We start from the raw sequence: 24,653 nt of genomic DNA, 5'->3' as shown, positions 1-24,653 counted from the left end.
TGGGATCGGTGAATCTATTTGCCTGAAAAGTCCGACAGGATTGCGAATGGCAACCTGTGAAATGGTGCTGAACAACACGTCCTGGCAAATCAGCAACGCCCCCTGCCCGCTTACGCAGAACCAGAGCCCGGCAACGGACGGGCTCGACGCCCAAAAATCCGGAAGTTTCCAACAAACGCGATGGGCGAGAGCTACGCTCTAAGTCCTGTTTCCAGCCTCATGAAGGTCCGGGCAAGCCCGAGGGCATGTAGTTCGTTTTGCAATGCCCCGCATGAGAAAAGCGCCGGTCAAGCGTGCCTTTTTCCGATCAGACCGGATTGCTCCAATCGAAGGGTTATTGTGCGGGCAGTTGCTGTGCGGTGAGCATGTCCGGACGGTTCTGTTTCAGCCAGCCGTCAGCCATAGATCTTGCCATCTGCCTGACAGGCTCGGGCGAAACCGCGAAATACTGTTCATGCATGGAATGGATCCAATTCGCATCCGTTCCTTTTGCCTGTTCCCGGGCAACCGTCATCCACATCAGGCCGCGTGCTTTTTTCTTGTCGGACGTGCCGAGCGCATAAAGCGTTTCACCAAGCCGTGCCTGGGCTCCAACATGCCCCTTCAGCGCAGCCAGATTGTACCAGCGCACTGCCATGCGGCCGTTGTTTTCCTGGTACATGCGGCCAAGCTCATATTGCGCATCGGCATCGCCGAAATAGGAGGCAGCATGCGTGAAAATCTGCCGCGCACGGGATTCGTTCTTTGGTACAGCGCCTTCTATGCCGTTGAGATAGTAAGACCCAAGGGCGACAAAGGCGCTTGAAACAAAGGGGGCGTCCGGTGCATCCGGACGATCTTCACCGTGTTCACGGACGATCTGGCTGTAATATTCGAATGCCTTGAGGTCGTCTTCCTTGACGCCATCGCCGGAGGCATACATTTCCCCCAACTTCCAGGCAGCCATGGGCTGACCGTTTTCGGCCGCATATTGCAACGAGCCGAGAGCTGCGGCCTTGTCGCCGGAATAATACTGACGGGCTCCTGCCCGCAGGGCTTCAGACGGGGAAAGATCTGTCGGTCCGATCGCACGTGCAGGCGCCGGCTGCCCGTCAAAGGCGGCCACAGGACCGGTCAGTCCGATCAGGATCAACGCACCGAGCACGGTTCCGGCTTTTCCCATGCGTTGAAGCTTTGTGCTGTTCTTAGGCATCCCAGTCACACTATTATCCGTCGGCAACGAAACAGATACCCGACGGACGCTCTTGTTTTTTGTCCGCGCAAAGCGCATTTGCTGTCTCTTCGATCCCGAAGCTCACGCTCACAGGACCCACTGTTTCGGAATGGCCTAAACTGGCCGATCATTTCGTCCTAAGTTGGGCCATACGACGCCGAATTAAGACAATTTCCTGACTCTTTTGTCCGGACGCTGTCCCGCAACGGAAGTCGCTTCCGGTCGGGGTGTCTCAAACATTAGCGCAACGGGTGACGGGCAAACATGGCCGAACAGGGGCAACTGAGGCAAACCGGGACCCGGCTAATGACTCTGTCAGCAACTGTTGCGGAATTGGCACATTTCGTGGCCACACCTCCCATTCAAGTCCTGCATTTCAGCACAGGCCGGTTGATGATGTGTTGCCAGAGGGTCTTTTCAGCGCCGAGGGCTGTTGAAAACGGGGGCTTTTGGCCAATTGCCTTTGCCGTTCTATGTTTGTCCTTCAAACTGAGACATGATTCGGTGTAGGTAACAGCGCTGAGTTAGTGAAAACTGTGACCCAAGACCCATCAGGCGATACGGAATGAGCGCAAAAGACGATCTGTTTGCAGGCAACGCGGCGGTCGCTGCCCCAATGACACGTGACGAGCCCGCCCCCGCTCCACAAAAGCCGCGTCCCGTTGCGCCTGTCGCGGTCAGCGACGACTATTCCGCGGCCGACATCGAGGTTCTTGAAGGGCTCGAGCCAGTCCGTCGCCGGCCAGGCATGTATATAGGCGGCACGGATGAAAAGGCGTTGCACCATCTCTTTGCCGAGGTGATCGACAACTCCATGGACGAAGCGGTTGCCGGTCATGCCACCTGGATCGACGTATCTCTTTCGGCTGATGGCTACCTGACGATCACCGACAACGGCCGAGGCATACCTGTCGACCCTCACCCGAAGTTCAAGGACAAGTCCGCTCTCGAAGTGATCATGACGACGCTTCACGCAGGCGGAAAATTCGACAGCAAGGTTTATGAGACCTCCGGCGGCCTGCATGGCGTCGGCATCTCAGTGGTCAATGCCCTTTCTGAAGAACTGATCGTTGAGGTCGCACGCAGCCGAAAGCTCTATCGCCAGATCTTCCGCCGTGGCCATGCTCAGGGACCGCTGGAACTGGTCGGCGACACGCAGAACAGACGCGGCACCCAGGTCAGCTTCAAGCCTGACGATCAGATCTTCGGCAAGGGCGCCAAGTTCATCCCTGCTCGTCTTTTGAAGATGGCCAGGTCGAAGGCCTATCTTTTCGGCGGTGTCGAGATTCGCTGGCACTGCGCTCCTGAACTGCTGTCGGAAAAGGACGAAACACCGTCCGAGGCCGTTTTTCACTTTCCAGGCGGACTTCGTGACTTCCTCAACGAGCGACTGTCCAAGGAACGCCGCGTCGTCGACGATGTCTTCTTCGGCCGCACCGACAATGCCGGCAAACACGGCTCCGTCGAATGGGCCGTTAGCTGGTATGCTGGCGACGGCTTCGTCAATTCCTACTGTAACACCGTGCCGACGCCGGAAGGTGGAACGCACGAGGCCGGCTTCCGCTATGCGCTGCTGCGGGGCCTGAAGGCTTATGGCGAACTGACAAACAACAAGAAGGCATCCATCATCACCGGCGACGATGTGATGACATCTGCCGGCGGCATGCTGTCAGTCTTCATTCGTGAGCCAGAGTTTGTCGGCCAGACGAAGGACAAGCTGGCAACCAACGAAGCCACCCGCATTACGGAGACGGCTGTCCGCGATGCATTCGACCATTGGCTCACGGCCTCCCCCAACCAGGCAAACAAGCTTCTGGAATGGGTTATAGATCGCGCAGACGAGCGTTTGCGCCGCCGCCAGGAAAAGGACGTTGCCCGCAAAACGGCGGTACGCAAGCTGCGCCTTCCGGGCAAGCTCGCCGACTGTTCGGCGAACCAGTCGGATGGAACCGAACTCTTTATCGTTGAGGGTGACTCGGCAGGTGGCTCCGCCAAACAGGCGCGTAACCGATCCAACCAGGCTGTTCTGCCGTTGCGGGGCAAGATCCTGAACGTTGCCAATGCCGGACGCGACAAGCTCGTCGCCAACCAGCAGCTTGCCGATCTCATTCAGGCCCTTGGCTGCGGCACCCGCTCCCAGTACCGGGAAAGCGACCTGCGCTACGAAAAGATCGTCATCATGACGGATGCCGACGTCGACGGCGCCCACATTGCTTCACTTTTGATTACTTTCTTTTACCGGGAAATGCCTGAGCTGATCCGTGGTGGTCATCTCTTTCTGGCCGTCCCCCCTCTCTATCGTCTCAGTCAGGGGGGCAAGACCCTTTATGCACGCGACGATGCCCATAAAGATGAGTTGATGGAAACCGTCTTCAAGGGAAAATCCAAGGTGGAAATCGGCCGTTTCAAGGGCTTGGGTGAAATGTTGCCGGCTCAGTTGAAAGAAACGACAATGGATCCGTCCAAGCGCACGATGTTAAAGGTCGTTGTCGAAGAAGATGCGGTGACGGATACCAATGACACCGTAGAGCGCCTCATGGGCAACAAGCCGGAAGCGCGCTTCCGTTTCATTCAGGACAACGCTGAATTCGCTGAGGATCTTGATATTTAGCCGCAACAGTGGGTAATTTGATCTATATCTTTTTTGAAGGGGCGGATCGGGTGTAACTTGTTTTGCCCGCATGGCCTGTTTGACCGGTCGGAAAAGTAGTATGTTAAACCGGATGTATTCGATACTGGACAGACGGCTTCGCCCATTGCGAAATCACGTCTTTCTGGCTTTTCCGAAGCATAAAATTGCCTTTGCCCGTATTGCCGAGCCCGCATTTCAGTTGTTGCGCCCGGTTCTTCATTGCCTCGCTGGCACCGACAAGCTCAAGGCTCTGTCCGGAATTGACCTCAAGACTGCTGCGACCGAGCGATTGCTGTTCCATGGGAATGTGGAATTGTTGACGGCACGGGAACTCAAGCGCCGCCATCCTGACATGAAGGTTGCCGCATGGGTTCAAGACCCTATGCACAGGCTTGCCTATTGTTATGAGAAGGTCATCCTTAGTTCCGATACCCTTCCCGCCTATTACGAAGAACGGCAGTTCAGTCAGGACATGACACCGCAGCAATTCGTGGCCCACGTCGCCTCGATTTCGGATCTGGAAGCGGACAATCTCTTCCGTAGCCAGACTGCCGCGCTGACCTACAAGGGCGTGCTGACGGCCGATCTGGTTCTGCAGCTTGAAGATTTCGACCGGTCCTTTGCAAAGTTTCTTTCCGAGAGCTCGTTGAGACTTCGCTCAAAAGACCGGGTCTCATATCACGTGGGCAATTTTGTTTCCCGGGAAACGCTGCTGTCCTTCACCGAAGACCGGCTGGTGCAGCAGCTAAGACGCCGCTACAAGACGGATTACGACCTGTTCTACAAACCGGCGGCTCTTTCTGCCTGACGCTGCGCAATTTTACGTATCGAATACCGGGTTACGCGAACTTTTCGGAAACAGACACCTTTGGTCACGCCATCTTCTTGGGCAACGCATACTGATGTACCAACCGTTTTCATGATCCAACTTGGTTGCACTATTAACTGAGATGGCAAATCATAACCCGAATTACTCTATTTTCTTGAGATTTTACCTCTCAAGTGCATTGACACCTGAGCGCATGAATGTAGGGTGTGCGCACATTGGCACCGGCGGTTCCCACGGCGCCGCCGATTAACAATCACAACATTCGGGCAAAACGCTCCATGGCATTTAATACTCTCGGTCTTAGCGAGAAGGTCCTCGCTGCAGTTGAAGCAGCGGGTTATAAGGAACCCACGGCAATCCAGTCGGGAGCCATTCCGCAGGTGCTTGAGCGCCGCGACATTCTTGGCATCGCCCAGACCGGTACCGGCAAGACCGCGAGTTTCACACTGCCCATGCTGACGCTGCTTGAAAAGGGTCGCGCCAGGGCACGGATGCCGCGTACGCTCATTCTCGAACCGACGCGCGAACTCGCAGCACAGGTTGAAGAGAACTTTTCCAGATACGGCACCAATCACAAGCTCAACATTGCCCTGCTGATTGGTGGTGTTTCCTTTTCCGAGCAGGACAAGAAACTGGACCGCGGCACCGATGTGCTCATCGCGACGCCCGGCCGTCTGCTCGACCATTTCGAACGCGGCAAGCTCCTCCTCCAGGGTGTCGAAATCCTCGTGATCGACGAAGCCGACCGCATGCTCGACATGGGGTTCATTCCGGATATCGAACGGATCTGCAAACTGATCCCGTTCACCCGCCAGACCCTGTTCTTCTCGGCAACCATGCCGCCAGAAATCCAGCGTCTGACGGAAACATTCCTTCAGAACCCGGCCCGTATCGAAGTCGCACCTACCTCGTCGACGGCTGAAAATGTCGCGCAGTTTCTGAAAGCGACCGATTCCAAGGATTACGAAAAGCGCGCTGCACTGCGAGATCTGCTTGAAGGTGCTGAAGATCTTCAGAACGCGATCGTGTTCTGCAACCGCAAACGCGACGTGACGACCGTTTATCGGTCACTGGAGCGTCATGAGTACAACGTTGGCGCTCTCCATGGCGACATGGACCAGCGCACACGTATGATGATGCTGGATAATTTCCGCAAGGGAACGATCAAGCTGCTCGTGGCAAGCGATGTCGCAGCCCGCGGCCTCGACATTCCTGAAGTGAGCCACGTCTTTAATTTCGATGTCCCGAGCAACGCTGAAGACTATGTGCACCGGATCGGACGGACTGGCCGTGCCGGTCGCAAGGGCACTGCCTTCACGCTTGTGACCGGTGAAGACCAGAAGTATCTCGATGCCATTCAGACATTGATCAAGAAAGACATCGACTGGTTGGGTGACGCGATCGACTTCGAAGCTGCGGCTCAGGAGCGCAAGGCACGTCGCAAGGCTGGCAAGCCTTCCCGGAACGCGCGCTCTAGCAACGACAACGAGGCCACCGACGCCAAGCCGTCCAGCCGTCGCCGGTCGCAGAGCAAACCACGCGAGGTCGTGGAAGAGCAGGTTGAGGAACTCCCGGAAATGCTGAACCCGATTCCGGTCTCAAATCTTCCGCAGCGGCAATCCGGCAGGCGGTCCAGAAACGAGAAACTGGAACCGGCCTTCGGTGCCGGCGTACATATTCCTGCTTTTCTTCTGCGCGAGCCGCGGCCGAAAAAGGCGTCCTAACCACAAAATCTCTCTAGGTTTCGCCTTAAGCTTAACGGCTCCTTAAACCTTCCATCGGAGTTTAAAACCTAGTTCTTGTGTCCGTGTGGGGCGGATTCGCAAGACATGGGTGAGAGAAACTTGATGGCGGATGAAGACGACCACAAGCGGACTATCCAATATGGAGAGTCCGCGATCAGTTACATCAAGAAAAATGTACTACCAGCCTACCCTCGTTCTTACGAGCTTTGGTACACATATGCGGCTGGTTACAATCAGGGCCTGAACCGGGCCGTTAATGAATCCATCAAGTCCAACGGCAGGATCAGCACCGACGAGATGCTGACGCTGTACGGCCGCTTCCTGTCACCAACAAGGCTTGGTGATCGTCTGGATGAGGTTGGTTCCAAGGTCTCCAGAGAAGTTGAAGAACTTGTCGACACACTGAAGCTGAGCGCAGATGCGACGTCAGATTATGGCACCGCGCTTGAGCAGGCCGGTGAAAAGATCAAATCGGTCTCCGATCCCGAGAAACTGCAGATCTACGTCACACACCTGGTCAAATCGACTCAGAATGCGGTTGCGTCCAACCGGAAGCTGGAAAGCCAGCTTCTGGAGTCCAAGAAGCACATCGAAAACCTGCAATCCTCTCTGGAGGCGATCCGTTACGAGTCCCTGACGGATGAACTGACCACGCTCAACAATCGCAAACACTTCGAGAATTCGATTGAACGGGTCATCGATCACTCCAAGGAAAGCGGGCGCGGATTCTCCCTGCTGATGACCGATATCGACCATTTCAAGAAGTTCAACGACACCTATGGCCACCAGACCGGCGATCAGGTTCTGAGGCTCGTCGCGCTTGCGGTGAAACAGAACATCAAGGCGCAGGACATTGCCTGCCGCTATGGCGGCGAAGAATTCGCGATCATTCTGCCACATGCCGAACTGGAAGATGCTGCCGTCATTGGGGAGAACATTCGCAACGCGGTCATGTCCAAGGAGTTGGTCAAGCGTTCGACAGGCGAGAACCTGGGCAGGGTGACCATTTCGGTCGGCATCGCGACTTTTGAAAGCACGGATACGGCTCATTCCATCGTCTCGCGCGCGGACGAGGCCCTTTACCTTGCGAAGAACGCTGGCCGGAATGTTGTGAAAACCGAGCGGGAACTTGAAGGCACGCAAGCACAGGAAGACGTTGCCTGAAGCAAGGACCGCCTCTTCAGGCGCTGGTTTTCCGAAATTGTGAGATCAAAAGCCAGGCCTGAACAGATATCTGTCTCAGGCTTTTGCGTTCAGGCCCATCTGCCAGAAGTCGCTTTCGAGGCGGCAGGCTTTTTCAAAAATCGACAGGACACGCGGATAGCGGGGGTCTGTCAGCACCTGGCTCGCGGTGCCATCCAGCCAGGCGACAAAGCCCCTGGCGAGCTCCTGATAGCCTTCGCTGGCATACTCTCGTATCCAGCGGGCATAGGGATTGCTGTCGATGTCGCAGCCTTCAGAGGCAAGTCTCGCACCGATCTCTGCGTAACCGACGACACAGGGCGCTAGGGCAGCCTGAAGGTCCAGGAGATCTCCTGCCATACCTGCATCCAGCACAAAGCGTGTATAGGCCATTGTGGGAGTATCTTCGGGAGCCGTTTCGATCATCTCCCGATCCATTCCCCAACCGCGACACATCTCGACATGGAGGTCGAGTTCGTCATCCAGAATGGCCTTCACGCCCTCCAAGGACTGACGCATGTCAGCAACCGAAGGGCTTTTGTAGACACCCAGCGCATACGCGCGGGCAAACTGGATGAGAAAGAGATAGTCCTGCACCAGGTAGTGTTTGAAACAGGGCAGCGGCAGCGTTCCAGCGCCAAGCTGCTGAACAAAGGCGTGACGGGTGTAATCCGCCCATTGCGGGCCGGCGTCGGCTTTCAGCCGCTCGAAAAGGCTCATGAAACACTCATCGGAAAGTTCAGGAAGGCACGCGCATCAGCGCGCCAGGGCATTCAAGTCGGCGGCCTGAAGCGAGACAGATTCTCCGCAGCCGCAGGCAGACACTTCATTCGGGTTCTTGAAGATGAAACCGGACCGGAACTTTGTGACTTCAAAATCCATTTCAGTGCCGAGCAGAAACAGCACGGCAGACGGATCCACGAAGAGTTTGGCACCCTTATCTTCAACCGTGTCATCACCGGGCCTCGCCGCATCCACCATTTCCATGGTGTATTCCATGCCGGCGCAGCCCCCCTTCTTGATACCGACACGCAAGCCGATGGCGTTCTTGTCCGAGTTCTCGACAAGTTCCTTCACGCGCTCGGCGGCGGCGTCAGTCAGGGTCATCACCTGGAATTTAGCGGCGGAAGCCATATGATCCTCGTTCAGTGCAGCGATTGCTAAACCTGATATGGGGTGTCAGCTTATCCGATTAAAGGTTTGAAGCTCAATACCAGTTGAGCGCAACCTTGGCTTCGTCCGACATCCGGTCAGGTGTCCAGGGTGGATCGAAGACCATATCGACATTGACCGGCCCGACACCGGCGACGGCCGAAACGGCATTTTCCACCCAACCCGGCATTTCACCGGCCACAGGGCATCCTGGGGCTGTCAACGTCATATCGATGTTGATCGACCTGTCATCCTCGATGTCGACCTTGTAGATGAGGCCAAGCTCGTAAATATCGCAGGGGATTTCCGGATCATAGACCGTTTTCAAAGCACCGATGATGTCGGTGGTCAGCTGGTCGAGTTCATTCGCGGGAATCGCGCTTTTCGCCGAGACTTCCGTCTGCAGCTCTTCGCCATCCGCGCCGGTATCTATTGTAGTAGCGTTTTCCATGGGGTCCGTCCTTACCCGAAAAAGCTCTGAGCCTTCAACAGGGCTTCATACAGCGCGTCCACTTCCGCGCGCGTGTTGTAAAGCCCGAAACTAGCCCGACATGTAGAAGTCACACCATATTTTGCCAAGAGCGGCTGAGCGCAATGGGTCCCTGCCCGGACCGCCACCCCTGCCCGATCGATGATCGTGGCAACGTCATGTGCGTGAGCGCCCTGCAGTTCGAAGGAAACAATGGCGCCCTTGTCCGGCGCATCCCCGAAAATGCGCAGCGAGTTGATCTCTCGCAGCTTCTGGTGGGCATAGTCCTTCAGATCCGCTTCGTGGCGTGCAATGTTTTCACGGCCGAGAGCATCCATATAGTCGAGTGCAGCACCGAGGCCGATTGCCTGCACGATCGGGGGCGTGCCGGCCTCGAAACGGTGTGGCGGTTCATTATAGGTGACAATGTCCTCGGTCACGTCGAGAATCATCTCTCCGCCGCCATTGAACGGGCGTAAGGCCTTCAGCCTGTCAGGCTTGCCCCACAGGACACCGATGCCCGACGGTCCGTAGACCTTGTGCCCGGTGAAGACGTAATAGTCGCAGTCGATATCCTGGACGTCGACAGGAAGATGTACCGCCGCCTGGCTGCCGTCCACGAGCACAGGAATGCCACGCTCATGCGCAATCCGGCAAACTTCCTTAACTGGAACGACCGTGCCCAGAACATTCGACATATGCGCGATCGCAACCAGCCTTGTCTTGTCGGTCAGGCTATCTGCGAAGGCATCCAGATCGAACGACCCGTCTTCACGAACATAAACCCATTTCAGCTTCGCACCGTGACGCTCCCGGTGGAAATGCCAGGGCACGATGTTGGAATGGTGTTCCATGATCGACAGCACGATTTCACCGCCATCGGCGAAGTAGTCAGGCCCAAGGCCATAAGACACCAGATTGATTGCCTCGGTGGTCGACTTGGTGAAAACCACCTCATCGACCGACTGGGCATTCAGGAAGCGGCGCACCTTCTCGCGCGCAGCTTCATAGTTGTCGGTTGCGGTATTGGACAGGAAATGCAGGCCACGATGAACATTGGCGTATTCCTCGGAATAGGCCTTGGTCACCGCATCGATCACCTGCTGGGGTTTCTGGGCGGAGGCACCGTTATCCAGATAGACCAGCGGCTTGCCGTAAACCTCCCGCGACAGGATCGGAAAATCCCGGCGGATCGCTTCGACGTCGTAGCCGGCGCTGCCGGCTGTTTCTTCTGCGGTCGCAACCGTCATGCGGCGCTGCTCCTTATTCCCGTTCGCTTCAGATGTCAGTGGTCGGCAAGCCAGTCACGCACGCGTGCTTCCAGGCCTTCCGTCACATCGTCTTCGCCGTATTCCTCAATCGCTTCGGAAAGGAAAGCGAGAACCAGAAGGGTCTTCGCCTCGTCTTCCGGAATGCCGCGGGCGCGCAGGTAGAAAAGCAGATCCTCGTCGATCTGTCCGCTGGTCGCACCGTGGGCGCACAATACGTCGTCCGCGAAGATCTCCAGTTCCGGCTTGTTGGCCATTTCCGCGTCCTCGGAGAGGAGCAGAGCCTGGGTCATCATCTCGCCATCGGTCTTCTGGGCATGCTGGGCAACGTTGATACGACCCTGGTACACACCCTTCGCCTCACCGTCGAGAACGGTCTTGAAGAATTCGCGGCTGTTGCAGTGTGGTACGGCATGATCGACGATCAGTGTCTGGTCGGCAAGCGACTTACCACCAGCCATGGTCACGCCGTAGATCTTCGCTTCCGAGTTCTCACCGGTAAAGTTGATGAATTGCTGGTTGCGACTGAATTGCGGTCCGGCAATGAAGCCGAGCGACTTGAGTTCCGCCTCGGCGCCAATCGTAGCAATAGTCGTGAAAAGCTGCGCTGCATCGGTCTTGCTGACGATCAGACGCGTGGCCGCAAGCGCTGACTTGTCGGCGAGTTCGTAATCGAACACCGTGTTCAGCTCCCCCTCACCGGTATCTCCGACAAAGGTTTCCAGAAGACGCAGCTTCGCACCTTCGCCAAGTTCCACACGGTTGCGGACTGACTGAGCCCCTTTGGCTGTCGCCACCTGAACCAGTTCGACCGGCTTGGACACTTCCACGCCACTCTTCACCGTAATGACGACGCCCCCCTGGAGGAACGCGGTGTTCAAGGCAATCACGCCGTCAGATGGCCCCGTCTTCGGCGCAGCAACCAACTTGGTGCCCATTTCGCCGGCAAGGGCTTCGGCAACGCTTGTCAGCGTCACGCCTTCACTGGCAAGTGCTTCAACGTCGGAAAGCGCGGCAAGATAAGAGCCATTGGCGACCACGATACGGTAGCGGTCGAGATCACCGAAACCGTCCTGTGTCTCAATCAGGCTTCTAGCCGCAGCTTCATCGGCGGCGCCTGCAAGCGGGGCAGCTGATTTCATGTAGGCGCGCAGGTCGGAATACTTGTATTCCTCAACCCGGCGATGCGGCAGGCCACGGTCCCGTATCTGGCCGAGCGCGGCTTCACGCAGAGCCTTGACGGCAACCGAGCCGGACAAACCTTCTTTCGCGCTGTCGAAACGCTCCAGCAGGTCGCTTTCCGCCTGGGTGTGTTTGATGGGTGCGCTGGCGTTCATATCGCTTTGCTCCCTCAGGCGGCCGTGTCGATGTAGTCGGCGTAACCGTTCTTTTCCAGCTCCAGCGCCAGGTCCTTGTCGCCGGTCTTGACGATGCGGCCCTTGGACAGAACGTGGACGACATCCGGAACGATGTGGTCGAGCAGACGCTGATAGTGGGTGATCACCACCATGGCACGATCCGGACCGCGCAGCTTGTTCACACCTTCGGAAACGATCCTGAGCGCGTCGATGTCGAGGCCGGAATCCGTTTCATCGAGCACGCAGAGCTTCGGCTCAAGCAAGGACATCTGCAGAATTTCCGCACGCTTCTTCTCGCCACCGGAGAAGCCGACATTGAGCGGCCGCTTCAGCATGTCCATGGAGACATTCAGGTGACCAGCTGCTTCCTTGACGCGCTTCATGAAGTCCGGGATCGACAGTGTGTCCTCACCGCGTGCCTTGCGCTGTGCGTTCATCGCCGTCTTGAGGAATTCCATGGTCGCAACACCTGGAATCTCGATCGGGTACTGGAACGCCAGGAACAGGCCCGCAGCAGCGCGCTCATCCGGCTCCATTTCCAGAAGGTTCTCTCCGTTGAACAGGATCTCGCCTTCGGTAACCTCGTAGTCGTCCTTGCCGGCCAGGATGTAGGACAGAGTCGACTTGCCGGAACCGTTCGGGCCCATGATGGCGTGTACTTCGCCTGCATTGATGGTCAGATCGATGCCGCGCAGGATTTCGGTTTCGTCTTCCGCAATACGTGCATGCAGGTTTTTGATCTCAAGCATTGAGATTGTTCCTCGTAATTCGGCGGGCGTTCAGAGCCCCAATCAATTCGTAAGTATGCAGGACCGTTAGCCCACGGATCCTTCCAGGCTGATCGAGATCAGCTTCTGTGCCTCGACTGCGAATTCCATCGGCAGCTGCTGGATGACATCCTTGACGAAACCGTTGACGATCAGCGCCACGGCTTCTTCTTCCGACAAACCGCGCTGCAGACAGTAAAACATCTGGTCGTCCGAGATCTTCGAGGTGGTCGCCTCGTGTTCGAACTGGGCCGAGGCGTTCTTGCTCTCGATGTAGGGCACTGTGTGCGCACCACAGTCCTGACCGATCAGAAGCGAGTCACACTGGGTGAAGTTGCGCGCATTCGAGGCCTTCCGGTGAGCGGAAACCAGTCCACGATACGTGTTCTGCGACTTTCCGGCGGAAATGCCCTTGGAAATGATCCGGCTGGACGAGTTCTTGCCCAGATGGATCATCTTGGTGCCGCTGTCGACCTGCTGGTAGCCGTTGGAAACCGCGATCGAATAGAACTCACCACGGGAGTTCTCTCCGCGCAGAATGCAGGACGGGTATTTCCAGGTAATCGCCGAACCGGTCTCGACCTGGGTCCAGGAGATCTTGGAATTCTTGCCGCGGCAGTCGCCACGCTTGGTGACGAAGTTGTAGATGCCGCCTTTTCCGTTCTTATCGCCCGGGAACCAGTTCTGAACGGTGGAATATTTGATCTCCGCATCATCCAGGGCCACCAGTTCTACAACGGCCGCGTGAAGCTGGTTCTCGTCACGCTGAGGTGCCGTACAACCCTCCAGATAGGAGACGTAGGCGCCCTTCTCCGCGATGATCAGCGTACGCTCGAACTGACCGGTGTTTTGTTCGTTGATGCGGAAATAGGTCGACAGTTCCATCGGGCAGCGAACGCCTTCGGGAACATAGACAAAGGACCCGTCCGAGAAGACAGCCGAATTCAGCGTTGCGTAGTAGTTGTCGGTCACCGGAACTACGGAGCCGAGATATTTCTTCACCAGATCCGGATATTCGCGCAGCGCTTCGGAAATGGAACAGAAGATAACGCCGGCTTTCTTCAGCTCTTCCTTGAACGTGGTGACGACGGAAACGGAATCGAACACAGCATCGACGGCAACCCGGTTCTTCGGTTCGACACCGGCCAGGATTTCCTGTTCGCGCAGCGGAATGCCAAGCTTCTCGTAAGTCGCCAGCAGTTCCGGGTCGACTTCGTCCAGGCTTTTCGGGCCTTCGACGGATTTCGGCGATGCCCAGTAATAGAGGTCGTCGAGATCGATTTTCGGGTAGGAAACGCGCGCCCAGGTCGGTTCTTCCATCTGCCGGAAACGGCGCAGCGCATCAAGGCGCCATTCCGTCATCCATTCCGGCTCGTTCTTCTTTGCCGACAGAAAGCGAACGGTTTCTTCGGAAAGGCCTTTGGCGCCTCTATCCGACTCGATATCGGTCACGAAGCCGTATTTATACTGGTCGACATCGATGGCTTTCACCTTATCGATGGTTTCCTGTACAGCTGGCATATCTAGCCTCCATTCAACAGGCCCCGCGCCTGCTTCGGTTATTTCCTGCAAGCGACCCTGTCACCTGCGCCATGTCTGGCAGTGAAGCTGCCGAATTCCTGTCTTCAAGCCGCCTGATGACGCGCTTGCGGGTTGAGCCTGCCGACAATTTTCGGCCACAGCTCAAGAAACCTGTCGATGTCGGAACCGCTGGTATTCCACCCCATGCTGACGCGCAAGGCGCAACGTGCAAGATCTTCCGGAACGCCCATGGCAGTCAGCACATGGGACACGGACACCTTGCCGGAGGAGCAGGCGGAACCAGAGGAAACCGAGATATGGTCGAGATCAAAAGCGATCAGCGCGGTTTCTGCCGGAATGCCCGGAACGGCAAAACAACAGGTGTTGGACAGTCTTTCCGCCTTGTTGCCGAAAATGACTGTCGAAGGGCAAATCGCGCACAGCCCGGTCTCGAGCTTCGCCTTCATATCTCTCAAATGGCGCGTATCGGCCGCCTCTTCAAGGGCAGCCATGCTGGCAACGCCGAAGCCGGCGATTGCCGAGACGTTTTCCGTTCCGCCGCGGCGCCAGTTCTCCTGACCGCCGCCAACCATCAACGGCGCAGGAACACGGGCAGTTGAACGCACCACGACAGCACCGATGCCTTGCGGACCGCCAAACTTGTGAGCAGACAGCGTCAGGACATCTGCCTGCCAGCTTTCGAGATCGATGGGCATCCGACCGGCAGCCTGAACCGCGTCCACGTGGAAAAAGTGACCGTATCTTGTGGCAATGGCACCAATTTCAGCCAGGGGCTGAATAACGCCGGTTTCATTATTGGCCGCCATCACGGAGATAAGGCTCGGATCGGCGTCTTTGACCGCCTGTTCCAGAGCATCGAGCTCAACACGGCCATCGCCGTCGACAGGCAGGACCACCTGGTCGGAAACGGCAAACCGTCCCCCGGTCATCACCGATGGATGCTCAATTGCACTTCTGAAGAGTTTGTCGAGATAGACCGGTGCGCCCTGATCCTGCCACGCCGGCGAAAGCGCCGTCATGTTGGCTTCCGTTCCACCGGAAACAAATGTCACCGCTCGGGTTTTCGCGTTGCAGAGCCGCGCGACCTGATCACGTGCGGTCTCAATGCGTCCACGTGCCTTTCGGCCATGTGCGTGGACGGAGGACGCGTTGCCGGCATCATTCAGCGCTTCGATCATGACCTCACGAACGGTGTCGCGCAGGGGCGCGCCCGCGTTATGGTCCAGATAGATCGGAGCATACTGATGCTGCATAGCGCCTCTTACGATTGAATTCGAACCTTGCAAACAATCCAAAATTCGCTTTGTTGTCAGATAGATGTGCGAAAAACCTTGAATTTTTCCGCCATCATGACGATAACTGCCCCCAACCGATCGAACCGAGCATCGTCTGCCTGCTGAGGTATGGTGCGAACTTTCGAATAATTCTAAACAGGGTTCTAGAAACTCGGAGACAAAGAGTCAAGTTTAGACTTACGGGAAACCACGTATTGTGAGCCCAGATTACCGCGCGATCTTCTTCCGCGCGACAAAATGACAAGGACATAGCGTTTCATGCCAGAGGTGATCTTCAACGGTCCCGCCGGCCGGCTTGAGGGCCGGTTCCATCCCGCCAGAAAACGCAACGCGCCCATCGCCCTGGTTCTGCATCTGCATCCGCAATTCGGCGGCACGATGAACAACCAGATCGTCTACCAGATGTACTACATGTTCGCCCGGCGCGGATTTGCAGTGCTGCGTTTCAACTTCCGTGGCGTAGGCCGATCTCAGGGATCCTTCGACCATGGCCAGGGAGAGCTCTCCGATGCGGCTGCCGCTCTCGACTGGGTACAGACCGTACATACGGACGCTCGCGCCTGCTGGATTGCCGGATTTTCCTTCGGTGCCTGGATCGGCATGCAGCTTCTGATGCGCCGTCCGGAAGTGGAAGGATTCATTTCGGTTGCCCCGCCGGCGAACCTGCACGATTTCTCGTTCCTTGCCCCGTGCCCGTCCTCCGGCCTGATCATTCACGGTGACAACGACAAGGTTGTTCCGCAGAAGGATGTTCAGACGCTGGTCGACAAGCTGAAGACCCAGAAAGGCATCGTGATAGATCACGAGACCATTCCAGGCGCCAACCATTTCTTCGAGAATGATATGGACGAGCTGATGCAGCGCTGCGGCACCTATGTCGATGGCCGGTTGGGGCTTTCGCCATCCGATTACGTCGACATCGACTGATACGACATCAAAGCCCGCCACCCGGCGGGCTTTTTTTTTCAGAAGACCTGCTTTTCCCATGCCCCTATCGACAGACGGTTTCGTTATCCGGTCAGCTAGCAAAGAAGATTTTGAAGGCCTGTGCGCGCTCTATGCGCAACTGATCTCGCACGACATTCCAGCATCGGACGATTTGCGCCGCGAAACCTTTGACCAGATCCTGGTACAGCCAGGCGTCGATGTGCTTGTCGCAGACATAGCCGGCACATTGGTTGCGACTTGCATGCTGGTCAAGGTGCCAAACCTCACGCGCGGCTGTGCGCCCTTTGCTCTCATTGAGAATGTCGTCACACACGCAGACTGGCGCGGCAGGGGAATCGGAAAAGTGCTGATGCAAAGCGCCACTGACGCTGCCTTTGAAGCTGGTTGCTTCAAAGTGATGCTCTTGTCAGGGGCTGCCAACAAGAATGCGCATCGATTTTATAAAGATCTCGGCTTTGCCACCTCAAAGACGGGATTTGAAATGCGTGCACCCGGATACCCCACACGGACCTAAGCGCGAGCGCTTTGCGTCATTCCCCTATAGCGGACTGGACAGACTGTTTTTTGCCTGCCTTGATTTCAGAAACGGAAACCGGGTGGCTTGATCCACCATGGCTGGATATTTCGGAACACAGCAGCAGACTCAGCTTCAGCAGCGCGCCGAAGAACTTTTTGGCTGGACCATGGAAACACCTGGAGCCTGCTGTAACGTCCGCACGCTTGGCACAGACAATCCTGATGCTCTGGGTATTGACACGATTTTCAAGTCACTTGAGGAAGACGGCGTCTTCGGATTTCGCCTGCTCGAGACAAACAGAAAGCCCGACCTGGAAAACGCGCTGGCCAAAAAGGGCTACCGGCTGGACACCTGGGATGTGTTGGTCGGCGACGCCGAGACAATCAGAGCTGCGACGACGCCAACCCTATCAAGGGCCCTGCCCGACGGACTTCAAACATTTTCTGGACTGGATGGTGCGGGCGGACCGTTGACGCGTTCGTTCCAGGAGTTCCTTGCCGCAGCCGGCATCGCGCCTTTCTCAGGTTCCTTCCTGAATGGCGATCTCGGCTCCGTTGTTTACGTCGGACTGATGGATGAAACGGTGGGATTTGCAGCCTGCGCGCACGGCTACCTGCCGCACAATGAGCACAGCCCCTATTGCGGTTATGCCTGGGGCGGTCTTGTGGCCGTTGCCCCCGCCCATCGCGGTAAGGGGCTCGGTACCTATGTGAACGCTCTGATGGCGGACGCATGCCTGAAACACCTTGCAGCGACCCATCTCTATGAACTGGTGTCGGCAACGAATACGACGTCACGCCGGATGGTGGAAGGGTGCGGACTGTCCCTGTCGCTGACGCTTTATTCGGGGCTCGCCACGAAAGGAGCGGAAAGGTTCACGCGTTAAAGCAACGAGTCCGACGCTCCCGCGCGACTTACCCCTGGAAAGGTTTGGGACGGGGTATACCGGGGCCATGTTCCAGACCATCGTCGGGTCCAGCCAAGGGGTCTTCGCCTTCTGCAACGGTGCCTGTGATCGGCGGTCCGGCATAGTCCTCGGGCGGTGGAACGGTGGAAGCAAGCTTACAATCGGTCAACCAGATGTCGTAGACGGGATGTTCGACAGCGTGGAGACCGGGACTGGCCGCAAACATCCAGCCGGAGTAAATCCGCCGCACTTCGTTATTCAGCGTGATCTCATCGACCTGAACAAAGCCGGTCGTCAGAGGAGATTCTGTCTGAGGACGCGTGTAACAGACCCTTGGTGTAACCTGCAGCGCACCGAACTGAACGGTCTCGCCGATGTACACATCGAAGGAAATGATACGTCCGGTGATCTTGTCGAGGCCCGAGAAGACGGCAACCGGATTCTCGATCTTTTCTGCGTGCGCCGAAACCAGGGGCGTGACCGCCGCCATCGCCGCAATTCCAAGGCCAGCGCCCAGACGCCTAACCGCTTTCATCGTGTCAAACTGGTCCGCCATCAGCTTCAATTCGATTCCTCGGATGCCAAGCATACGTGTGTTCTTTTATGCGGCGCTAGCACCGAATTGCGGCCCGGAAAAGACAAAGCTCCCTCCGGGCAGAGAAATGATCTAGCCGATTTCCGCCAAACGGCTGAGTGCCGTCTGGACCTTCTCCAGCTTTTCCTTGGATTCGGCAACTTTTTCGCGTTCGCCGTCGACAACCTCTTCCGGAGCCTTGGCAACGAATGCCGGGTTGGAAAGCTTCTTTTCGATCTTGGTGATTTCACCTTCCAGCTTGCCGGCTTCCTTCTGAAGACGGGTCTTTTCGGCACCAAGATCGATCACGCCGGCAAGCGGGAGGCAAATAGTGGCTTCACCGACAATGATCTGGGCGGCCCCGGAAGGTGCAGCATCTGCCAGCGACACGGTTTCAGCGCGTGCCAGACGAAGAATGGCAGACTCGTGGGTCTTGAGCCGGGCTTTGGTCTGCTCGCTGGCGCCCGTGACAATTACCGAAACCTTCGCACCCGCCGGAATGTTCATTTCCGCGCGAACCGACCTGATCTCGGAAATCAGATCGACAAGCCAGTTGATTTCACCTGCTGCGTCCTCATCTGAAACTTTCGCTTCCGGCCAGGCAGCCAACATGAGCAGCCCGTCCTGAGCGTTGCCTTCATCGCCCAGACGTTCCCAGAGCTCTTCGGTCAGGAACGGCATAATTGGGTGCAGAACCTTCAGAATCTCATCCAGAGCCCAGGCAGCGGTCGCGCGCGTTTCGGCTTTGGCAGCCTCGTCATCGCCGTTGAAGATCGGCTTGGCAAGTTCGAGATACCAGTCGCAGAACGTGTTCCAGGTAAAGCGGTAGACCGCCCCGCAGGCATCGTTGAACCTGAAGTCTTCCAGCGCCGCCGTTACCTCGGTGATACAGCGGCCAGTTTCGGTCGCGATCCAGCGGTTGAGCGTGTGGCTGGTTGCTGCTGGATCAAAGCTGTCTGCGCGAGCGCAGCCGTTCATTTCGGCAAAGCGGGCCGCGTTCCAGAGTTTGGTCGCGAACCGCTGCCCGCCTTCGGCAGCCTGGTCAGACATCCGCAGCATTCTGCGGGCCTGAACTTCCTGGCTGGCAAGTGCAAAGCGGGTCGCATCGGCACCGAACCGTCCGATCAGATCAAGCGGATCGATCACGTTGCCAGTCGACTTGGACATCTTCTTGCCCTTGCCGTCGACCACGATCGAGTTGAAGTAAACCGTGTGGAACGGCACTTCATCCATGAAATGGAGGCCCTGCATCATCATCCGGGCAACCCAGAAGAAGATGATGTCGAGACCCGTGATGAGAACATCCGTCTTGTAGTAGCGTTCCAGTTCCGGCGTCTTGTTCGGCCAACCCAATGTCGAGAACGGCCAGAGCGCGGAAGAGAACCACGTGTCCAGAACGTCTTCATCCCGCGTCAGTACCTTGCCGCCCGCCATTGCAACGGCTTCTTCCTCGGAATGCGCGCAGTATTCCTTGCCGTCCTCGTCATACCAGACAGGGATCTGGTGGCCCCACCAGAGCTGGCGAGAAATACACCAGGGCTGAATGTCATTGAGCCAGTTGAAGTAGACCTTGTCGGCGTTGCCGGGAATAAGTTTGGTCGTGCCGTCCTGAACGGCCTTCAGGGCGGGAGCTGCCAGTGTCTTGGCATCGACAAACCACTGATCGGTCAGCATCGGTTCGATGACGACCTTGGACCGGTCACCGAACGGCTGCATGATTTTCTTGGATTCGACCAGCGGCAAGCGTTCCGGAGCTTCCGAGCCTTCCTCCAGCGGACGAACGACGGCCCGGCCAAGCGCAGTCCACTCCGGGGCCCGCCCCTTCATCCACGCAACGTCCGGATGATCTGCTGGAACCGTGACGGCAAGACCTTCCGCGGTGATCTGTTCGATCACCCGCTTGCGCGCCTCGAACCGGTCGAGACCGCGCAGGTCGTCTGGAACGATGTTGATCAGATCGACCTCTTGAATGGTCATCTCGGCGCCATCGATGATCGCCTGCGCCTTGGCAGCTTCTTCGACGTAAGGTGCACCGTCGGCGCGCATCGCACCCCTGGTGTCCATGAGACGATACATCGGGATCTTGTTGCGCTGTGCGACGCCGTAGTCGTTGAAGTCGTGCGCACCGGTGATCTTGACCGCACCCGAGCCGAAATCCGGATCGGGATATTCGTCGGTGATGATCGGGATCAGACGGCGATGCTCCTTCGGCCCAACCGGAATCTCGCAAAGTTTCCCGATGATTGGCTTGTAACGCTCGTCATCCGGATGAACGGCGACAGCACCGTCGCCCAGCATGGTTTCCGGACGCGTCGTGGCAATCGAAATATAATCGCGGGTCTCACGAAGGGTGACGTTCCCGTCTTCGTCTTTTTCGACGTATTCATAGGTCGCCCCACCGGCCAGCGGATAGCGGAAGTGCCACATGTGACCATCGGTTTCGACGTTTTCGACCTCGAGATCCGAAATCGCGGTCTCCATTTTCGGATCCCAATTGACCAGCCGTTTGGACTTGTAGATCAGTCCCTCGTTATAGAGGTCGACAAAAACCTTACGGACAGCCTCGGACAGGCCTTCGTCCATCGTGAAGCGTTCGCGCGACCAATCGCACGACGCCCCCAGACGCTTCAACTGAGCGATGATTGCGCTGCCGACTTCTCCCTTGTAGCGCCATGCCCGCTCGACGAAAGCCTTGCGTCCAATTTCGGTTCGGCTCGGCTCATTGCGTTCGGCCATCTGCCTTTCGACGGCGATCTGAAGCGCAATCCCCGCGTGGTCCGTACCCGGCTGCCACAGAGTGTCGAAGCCCTGCATGCGTTTCCAGCGGATCAGAATGTCCTGCAGGGTATTGTTGAGAGCATGCCCCATATGCAGCGAACCGTTCACGTTCGGCGGCGGAATTACGATGGAAAAGGAGGCCGCACCCTCTTTGGCGCCAGCTCCGGCCTTGAAGGCCTCCGCCTTTTCCCAGGTTTCGTAAATCCGCGGCTCAACGCTGGCCGCATCGTAGGTCTTATCCAGCATCAGGGTCACTCAATGGGAGAATGAATTTCGATTTTCGTGAAGCACCGTGTAAATCGGATGCGATGCCGCAAGTCAACCGCCTATACAGGCCAATCCCGCAGCCATGAGGCGCTTTTGGAAGGAGAAACGCCTATCTGCCGATCCGAACTTGGGTCCGAAGGCGTTTGCTGCGATAAGCAGATCATGAGTGTTTCAATCCGTCCCCACCACCTGCTTTGCATGCTGACCTATCTGGGCAAGGGCTATACGCCCGCCTTTGTCGACAACTACAGCGCAATTGTTCAGCGCCTGAACGACGGTGAACCTGTCGAGCTGGTGGACGGTCCCGATGACTTGTGCCAGCCCATGCTGAGCGAACCAGGCTGCCATTGCCGGAATGAAAGCGTTCGCCATAGAGACCGGACGGCGGTCGCCGATATCGCACAAGCGCTTGGACGCCAACTTGAAAGCGGCAAATCCTTCGTTCTAGACCGGCAAGTTCTGTCTTTGCTGCGGGAAGCCTTCGCGATGGGGACAATTCGCAAGGCCTGTGAAGGATGCGAATGGCAGATCCTGTGCTCAAAGATTGCCCGAAACGATTTCAGGGGATGCCATCTGGCACCCCCTGACTGAAATCGTCGGACAACCGCGGTTTAACGCCGGCGCGTCACGCGCTGGATTTCCTTTTGGACCATCTGCTCCACCATGCCGGGCAGGTTCTGGTCGAGCCAGGCCTTCAACATCGGCCGCAGCATTTCCTTGACCAGTTCTTCGACGGTCTGTGCCTGGGATCCCACAAACATGTTCGACAGATTGTCGAAAGCAGCGTGAACGGCTTCCCCTGTGTTCTGCGATGTCAGAGGGGCATCGTCTGGGACATTTGGCAGGTCGTCCGGCACTGGACGGGTGGCCATGACAGGCTCGGGATCGAAATCCGGTTCCGATTCAAAGGCCATTTCAGGCATTGGCGGCGCCGCGAAAGATATATCGCCTTCGTCGCCGTCCAAATCTTCTGCCATACCCTCGACCATGTCCATTGCATCGTCTTCGGGAATCGCCAGCTCTTCAGTCAGCTCCAGAACGTCGTCGCCTTCGTCTTCCTCGGCATCTGCTGCCATCGCGGCGGCCATATCGTCCGCGTCTTCGTCCTCCGCGGGAAGGTCTTCTTCATCGTCGCTGCTCATGTCGAACAGTTTGTCGAGATCGTCCTGGGACATTTCGGAGGCATCGCCCATATCGTCCGCCGCCTCTTCTTCTACTGGTGTCTCTACGGGTTCGCTGCTGCCGCTTTCGCCGTCTTCGGCTCCCTGGGGGTCCTCATCGGATATGATTCGGCGGATCGATGCGAGGATTTCCTCCATCGACGGCTCATCAGCCTTCTTCGCCTGCGCCATGACTTCCCCCGTACTTACCGGCTACGCTCAGGAACGATCCGTTCCATCAAAAATGATTCGTTAACCGAAATTATGCGGGTCCATAAGAAACGCGCAAAGTGAGCGCGCCCAGAAGCATCGCCTTATCCCCTTTTTAGTCGGCAATTACCGATCAAGGGTGGAATTCGGCAAGGCATTTCACGTCATCCTGCGTAGATTTGTCAGGATGTTATGCCGAATAACAAAAGCGGCTGAAGATCTTTCGACCAACAGCCGCCATCGTGACGAAGATAAGTTACAAGTTTCTTATCGGCCATCCGGTGTACGCAGACCGAACCACTGATCGCGCACTGCCTGGTAATGCTGTGTCGGATTGTAGCGGGCAACACCGAGGCCGAGCGATTCAGCGTCCAGCCGGCCAACTGCGGCCACCAACTGATATCCGCTGACGATCCGGTTGCGCTGCGCAGTCACGAGATTGGATTGCTGCGTTACCAGTTCGCGCTGCGCATCCAGGACATCAAGCGTTGTCCGCTGACCGACGCGCTGTTCTTCAATGACGCCTTCCAGGGCGAGCTGCTGTGCCTGAACGGCGGCCTGTGCTGCGACAATGGAAGCTTCAGCCGCCTGATAATTGCCCCAGGCGGAAATCACGTTGGCACGAATCTGATCGCGCGCAACATCCAGCTGCAACCGGGTCTGGCCCAGTTCTTCCTTGGCCTGACGCACCCGGGACGACACACCACCGCCCTGGTAAAGCGGGATGCTGACATTGCCGAATATCTGGGCGTTGTCGCTGTAGTCGGTCAAACCGGACGGGTTCCACGATCTGGAGACACTGCCGTCCAGTGTCACCGTCGGCAGAAGCTCACCTTCGATCGTCTTGATGTTGAAGATGGCGGCATCGACCAGATGCTGAGCCTGACGGATCAGCGGCTGATGCGTTTCGCTCAGTTGCATCGCATGTTCGATGGACTTCGGAACAAAACGGCTGATGGACGTGTCGGCCGACAGGCTGCGCGCTTCAACGCCAATCACCTGGCGGTAGATGGCGCGGCTGGTGTTTAGGTTGGCCATGGCGGTGTTGAGGCTGGCGCGCGCTTCGGAAGCACGGGCTTCCGCCTGGCTGACATCCGTCCGGGTACCCTCGCCCACATCAAACCTGTCACGAGCGGCTCTGACCTGTTCCTGGAGGAAGGCAAGGTCGCTGCGCTGCAGTGACACCAGAGCGGTGTCCCTGATCACATCCACATAGGATGTGGCGGCGTCGAGCAGTGTATCCTGTTCCGTCGACATGAGGCTTTCGCGCTGAGCACGCACGACAGCTTCTGCCTGACGGGTGGAGTTGATCGTCCGGAAGCCACGGAACAGGGTCTGGCTGATGGTCAGGGAGATCGACGCATTGTTGCGGTAGTCGATCGCCGAGTCGGCCCCTGTTGCGAGACGTCCGGCCGCTGCGGATGCCGTCACGGTCGGTCGCCAGCCGGACAATGCCTGTGGCACGTTTTCATCCACACCACGAAGCTGCGCGCGCGCCGCATTCAAGGTGGGGTTATTGGAATAGGCAAGAGCCAGCGCTTCTCTGATGGTTTCCGCACGCGCGGGAGACAAGGAGGCACCAGCTAAAGAGGCCGCGGAAACGCCACCTAACAGTCCTACAGCAATGGTCAAAACTTTTAGAGTTGTACGACCAGACACCCCACACTCCTTCCGGGTCAACCTTCTTGATCCTGTTGAGTAAACTGACGGGTGTTATTCTTCAACCGTTTGAGAGCCGATAATTGCGAATTTCCGCGAGTGCGGCTTAATGGCAACAAGTTTTCTCTAAATGAAGTCCAAATCGGATTTCCAAAGCAAAACCCGCCAGACCCCAGCGGGT

General features: G+C 57.2%; 21 protein-coding genes. 8 read left to right on the top strand and 13 right to left on the bottom strand.

Annotated elements, in window-relative coordinates:
- Positions 1-334: 334 nt before the first annotated feature.
- A complete protein-coding gene (locus SIAM614_RS07235; RefSeq protein WP_006933239.1) occupies positions 335-1,192 on the bottom strand; it encodes a tetratricopeptide repeat protein in 858 nt (285 codons plus the stop codon).
- A 586-nt stretch (positions 1,193-1,778) separates the two neighbouring features.
- Between SIAM614_RS07235 and parE the strand changes: the two genes are divergently transcribed.
- The 4 genes from parE (at position 1,779) to SIAM614_RS07215 (ending at position 7,583) form a co-directional block, all read left to right on the top strand.
- Complete coding sequence (parE, locus tag SIAM614_RS07230; RefSeq protein WP_006933238.1) at positions 1,779-3,824, top strand: DNA topoisomerase IV subunit B; 2,046 nt, start codon at positions 1,779-1,781, stop codon at positions 3,822-3,824.
- A 100-nt stretch (positions 3,825-3,924) separates the two neighbouring features.
- Positions 3,925-4,653 carry a sulfotransferase family 2 domain-containing protein gene (locus SIAM614_RS07225; protein WP_157139723.1) on the top strand — a complete coding sequence of 243 codons (729 nt, stop codon included), beginning with the start codon at positions 3,925-3,927 and terminating at the stop codon, positions 4,651-4,653.
- A 299-nt stretch (positions 4,654-4,952) separates the two neighbouring features.
- Positions 4,953-6,398, top strand: a complete 1,446-nt coding sequence (locus SIAM614_RS07220; protein WP_040439501.1) for a DEAD/DEAH box helicase — start codon at positions 4,953-4,955, stop codon at positions 6,396-6,398.
- Between the two features lie 105 nt (positions 6,399-6,503).
- Positions 6,504-7,583, top strand: a complete 1,080-nt coding sequence (locus SIAM614_RS07215) for a GGDEF domain-containing protein (RefSeq protein WP_208983909.1) — start codon at positions 6,504-6,506, stop codon at positions 7,581-7,583.
- 75 nt (positions 7,584-7,658) lie between these two features.
- Here the strand turns inward: SIAM614_RS07215 and tenA are convergent, their stop codons facing one another.
- The 8 genes from tenA to SIAM614_RS07175 form a co-directional block, all read right to left on the bottom strand.
- Positions 7,659-8,321, bottom strand: a complete 663-nt coding sequence (tenA, locus tag SIAM614_RS07210) for a thiaminase II (RefSeq protein WP_006933234.1) — start codon at positions 8,319-8,321, stop codon at positions 7,659-7,661.
- A 36-nt stretch (positions 8,322-8,357) separates the two neighbouring features.
- Positions 8,358-8,735 (bottom strand): Fe-S cluster assembly scaffold SufA, encoded by a 378-nt coding sequence (gene sufA, locus SIAM614_RS07205; protein WP_006933233.1) that lies wholly within the window; start codon positions 8,733-8,735, stop codon positions 8,358-8,360.
- Between the two features lie 73 nt (positions 8,736-8,808).
- Positions 8,809-9,204 (bottom strand): SUF system Fe-S cluster assembly protein, encoded by a 396-nt coding sequence (locus SIAM614_RS07200; RefSeq protein ID WP_006933232.1) that lies wholly within the window; start codon positions 9,202-9,204, stop codon positions 8,809-8,811.
- A gap of 11 nt (positions 9,205-9,215) precedes the next feature.
- Complete coding sequence (locus tag SIAM614_RS07195; RefSeq protein ID WP_006933231.1) at positions 9,216-10,472, bottom strand: cysteine desulfurase; 1,257 nt, start codon at positions 10,470-10,472, stop codon at positions 9,216-9,218.
- Positions 10,473-10,507: 35 nt separating this feature from the next.
- The gene (sufD, locus tag SIAM614_RS07190; RefSeq protein WP_006933230.1) at positions 10,508-11,827 is read right to left on the bottom strand and encodes a Fe-S cluster assembly protein SufD; all 1,320 of its coding nucleotides are present in this window, start codon (positions 11,825-11,827) and stop codon (positions 10,508-10,510) included.
- 14 nt (positions 11,828-11,841) lie between these two features.
- The gene (sufC, locus tag SIAM614_RS07185; RefSeq protein ID WP_006933229.1) at positions 11,842-12,597 is read right to left on the bottom strand and encodes a Fe-S cluster assembly ATPase SufC; all 756 of its coding nucleotides are present in this window, start codon (positions 12,595-12,597) and stop codon (positions 11,842-11,844) included.
- Between the two features lie 66 nt (positions 12,598-12,663).
- Positions 12,664-14,136 (bottom strand): Fe-S cluster assembly protein SufB, encoded by a 1,473-nt coding sequence (gene sufB / locus SIAM614_RS07180; RefSeq protein ID WP_006933228.1) that lies wholly within the window; start codon positions 14,134-14,136, stop codon positions 12,664-12,666.
- A 104-nt stretch (positions 14,137-14,240) separates the two neighbouring features.
- Positions 14,241-15,410 (bottom strand): cysteine desulfurase family protein, encoded by a 1,170-nt coding sequence (locus SIAM614_RS07175; RefSeq protein WP_006933227.1) that lies wholly within the window; start codon positions 15,408-15,410, stop codon positions 14,241-14,243.
- Positions 15,411-15,710: 300 nt separating this feature from the next.
- On the opposite strand from SIAM614_RS07175, the gene SIAM614_RS07170 reads away from it, so the two are divergent.
- From SIAM614_RS07170 to SIAM614_RS07160, 3 genes are all read left to right on the top strand, one after another.
- Entirely contained in the window at positions 15,711-16,379 is a 669-nt protein-coding gene (locus SIAM614_RS07170) for an alpha/beta hydrolase (protein WP_006933226.1), read from the top strand.
- Positions 16,327-16,914 carry a GNAT family N-acetyltransferase gene (locus SIAM614_RS07165; RefSeq protein ID WP_081455208.1) on the top strand — a complete coding sequence of 196 codons (588 nt, stop codon included), beginning with the start codon at positions 16,327-16,329 and terminating at the stop codon, positions 16,912-16,914. Before SIAM614_RS07170 ends, SIAM614_RS07165 begins: the two co-directional genes overlap by 53 nt.
- Before the next feature lie 97 nt (positions 16,915-17,011).
- Positions 17,012-17,803, top strand: coding sequence for a GNAT family N-acetyltransferase (locus SIAM614_RS07160; protein WP_006933224.1), 792 nt, complete (start codon positions 17,012-17,014; stop codon positions 17,801-17,803).
- Between the two features lie 28 nt (positions 17,804-17,831).
- On the opposite strand, the gene SIAM614_RS07155 is transcribed toward SIAM614_RS07160, so the two are convergent.
- Both SIAM614_RS07155 and SIAM614_RS07150 read right to left on the bottom strand, forming a co-directional pair.
- Positions 17,832-18,380 (bottom strand): DUF2155 domain-containing protein, encoded by a 549-nt coding sequence (locus SIAM614_RS07155; RefSeq protein WP_407636305.1) that lies wholly within the window; start codon positions 18,378-18,380, stop codon positions 17,832-17,834.
- 111 nt (positions 18,381-18,491) lie between these two features.
- Positions 18,492-21,422: a valine--tRNA ligase gene (locus tag SIAM614_RS07150; protein ID WP_006933222.1), complete on the bottom strand. Its 2,931-nt coding sequence runs from the start codon at positions 21,420-21,422 to the stop codon at positions 18,492-18,494.
- A 183-nt stretch (positions 21,423-21,605) separates the two neighbouring features.
- Between SIAM614_RS07150 and SIAM614_RS07145 the strand changes: the two genes are divergently transcribed.
- Positions 21,606-22,034, top strand: coding sequence for a DUF1284 domain-containing protein (locus SIAM614_RS07145; RefSeq protein WP_040439586.1), 429 nt, complete (start codon positions 21,606-21,608; stop codon positions 22,032-22,034).
- 20 nt (positions 22,035-22,054) lie between these two features.
- Here SIAM614_RS07145 and SIAM614_RS07140 read toward each other — a convergent pair whose 3' ends face one another.
- On the bottom strand, positions 22,055-22,795 hold the full coding sequence (locus SIAM614_RS07140) for a PopZ family protein (RefSeq protein ID WP_006933220.1): 741 nt from the start codon (positions 22,793-22,795) through the stop codon (positions 22,055-22,057).
- Positions 22,796-23,080: 285 nt separating this feature from the next.
- Entirely contained in the window at positions 23,081-24,385 is a 1,305-nt protein-coding gene (locus SIAM614_RS07135; protein ID WP_006933219.1) for a TolC family outer membrane protein, read from the bottom strand.
- Positions 24,386-24,653: the final 268 nt, after the last annotated feature.

This window comes from Roseibium aggregatum IAM 12614, assembly GCF_000168975.1.
Lineage (GTDB): Bacteria > Pseudomonadota > Alphaproteobacteria > Rhizobiales > Stappiaceae > Roseibium > Roseibium aggregatum.
The sequence above is the reverse complement of the archived record's forward strand: the minus strand, read 5'-3'. Positions and strand labels throughout refer to the sequence as shown.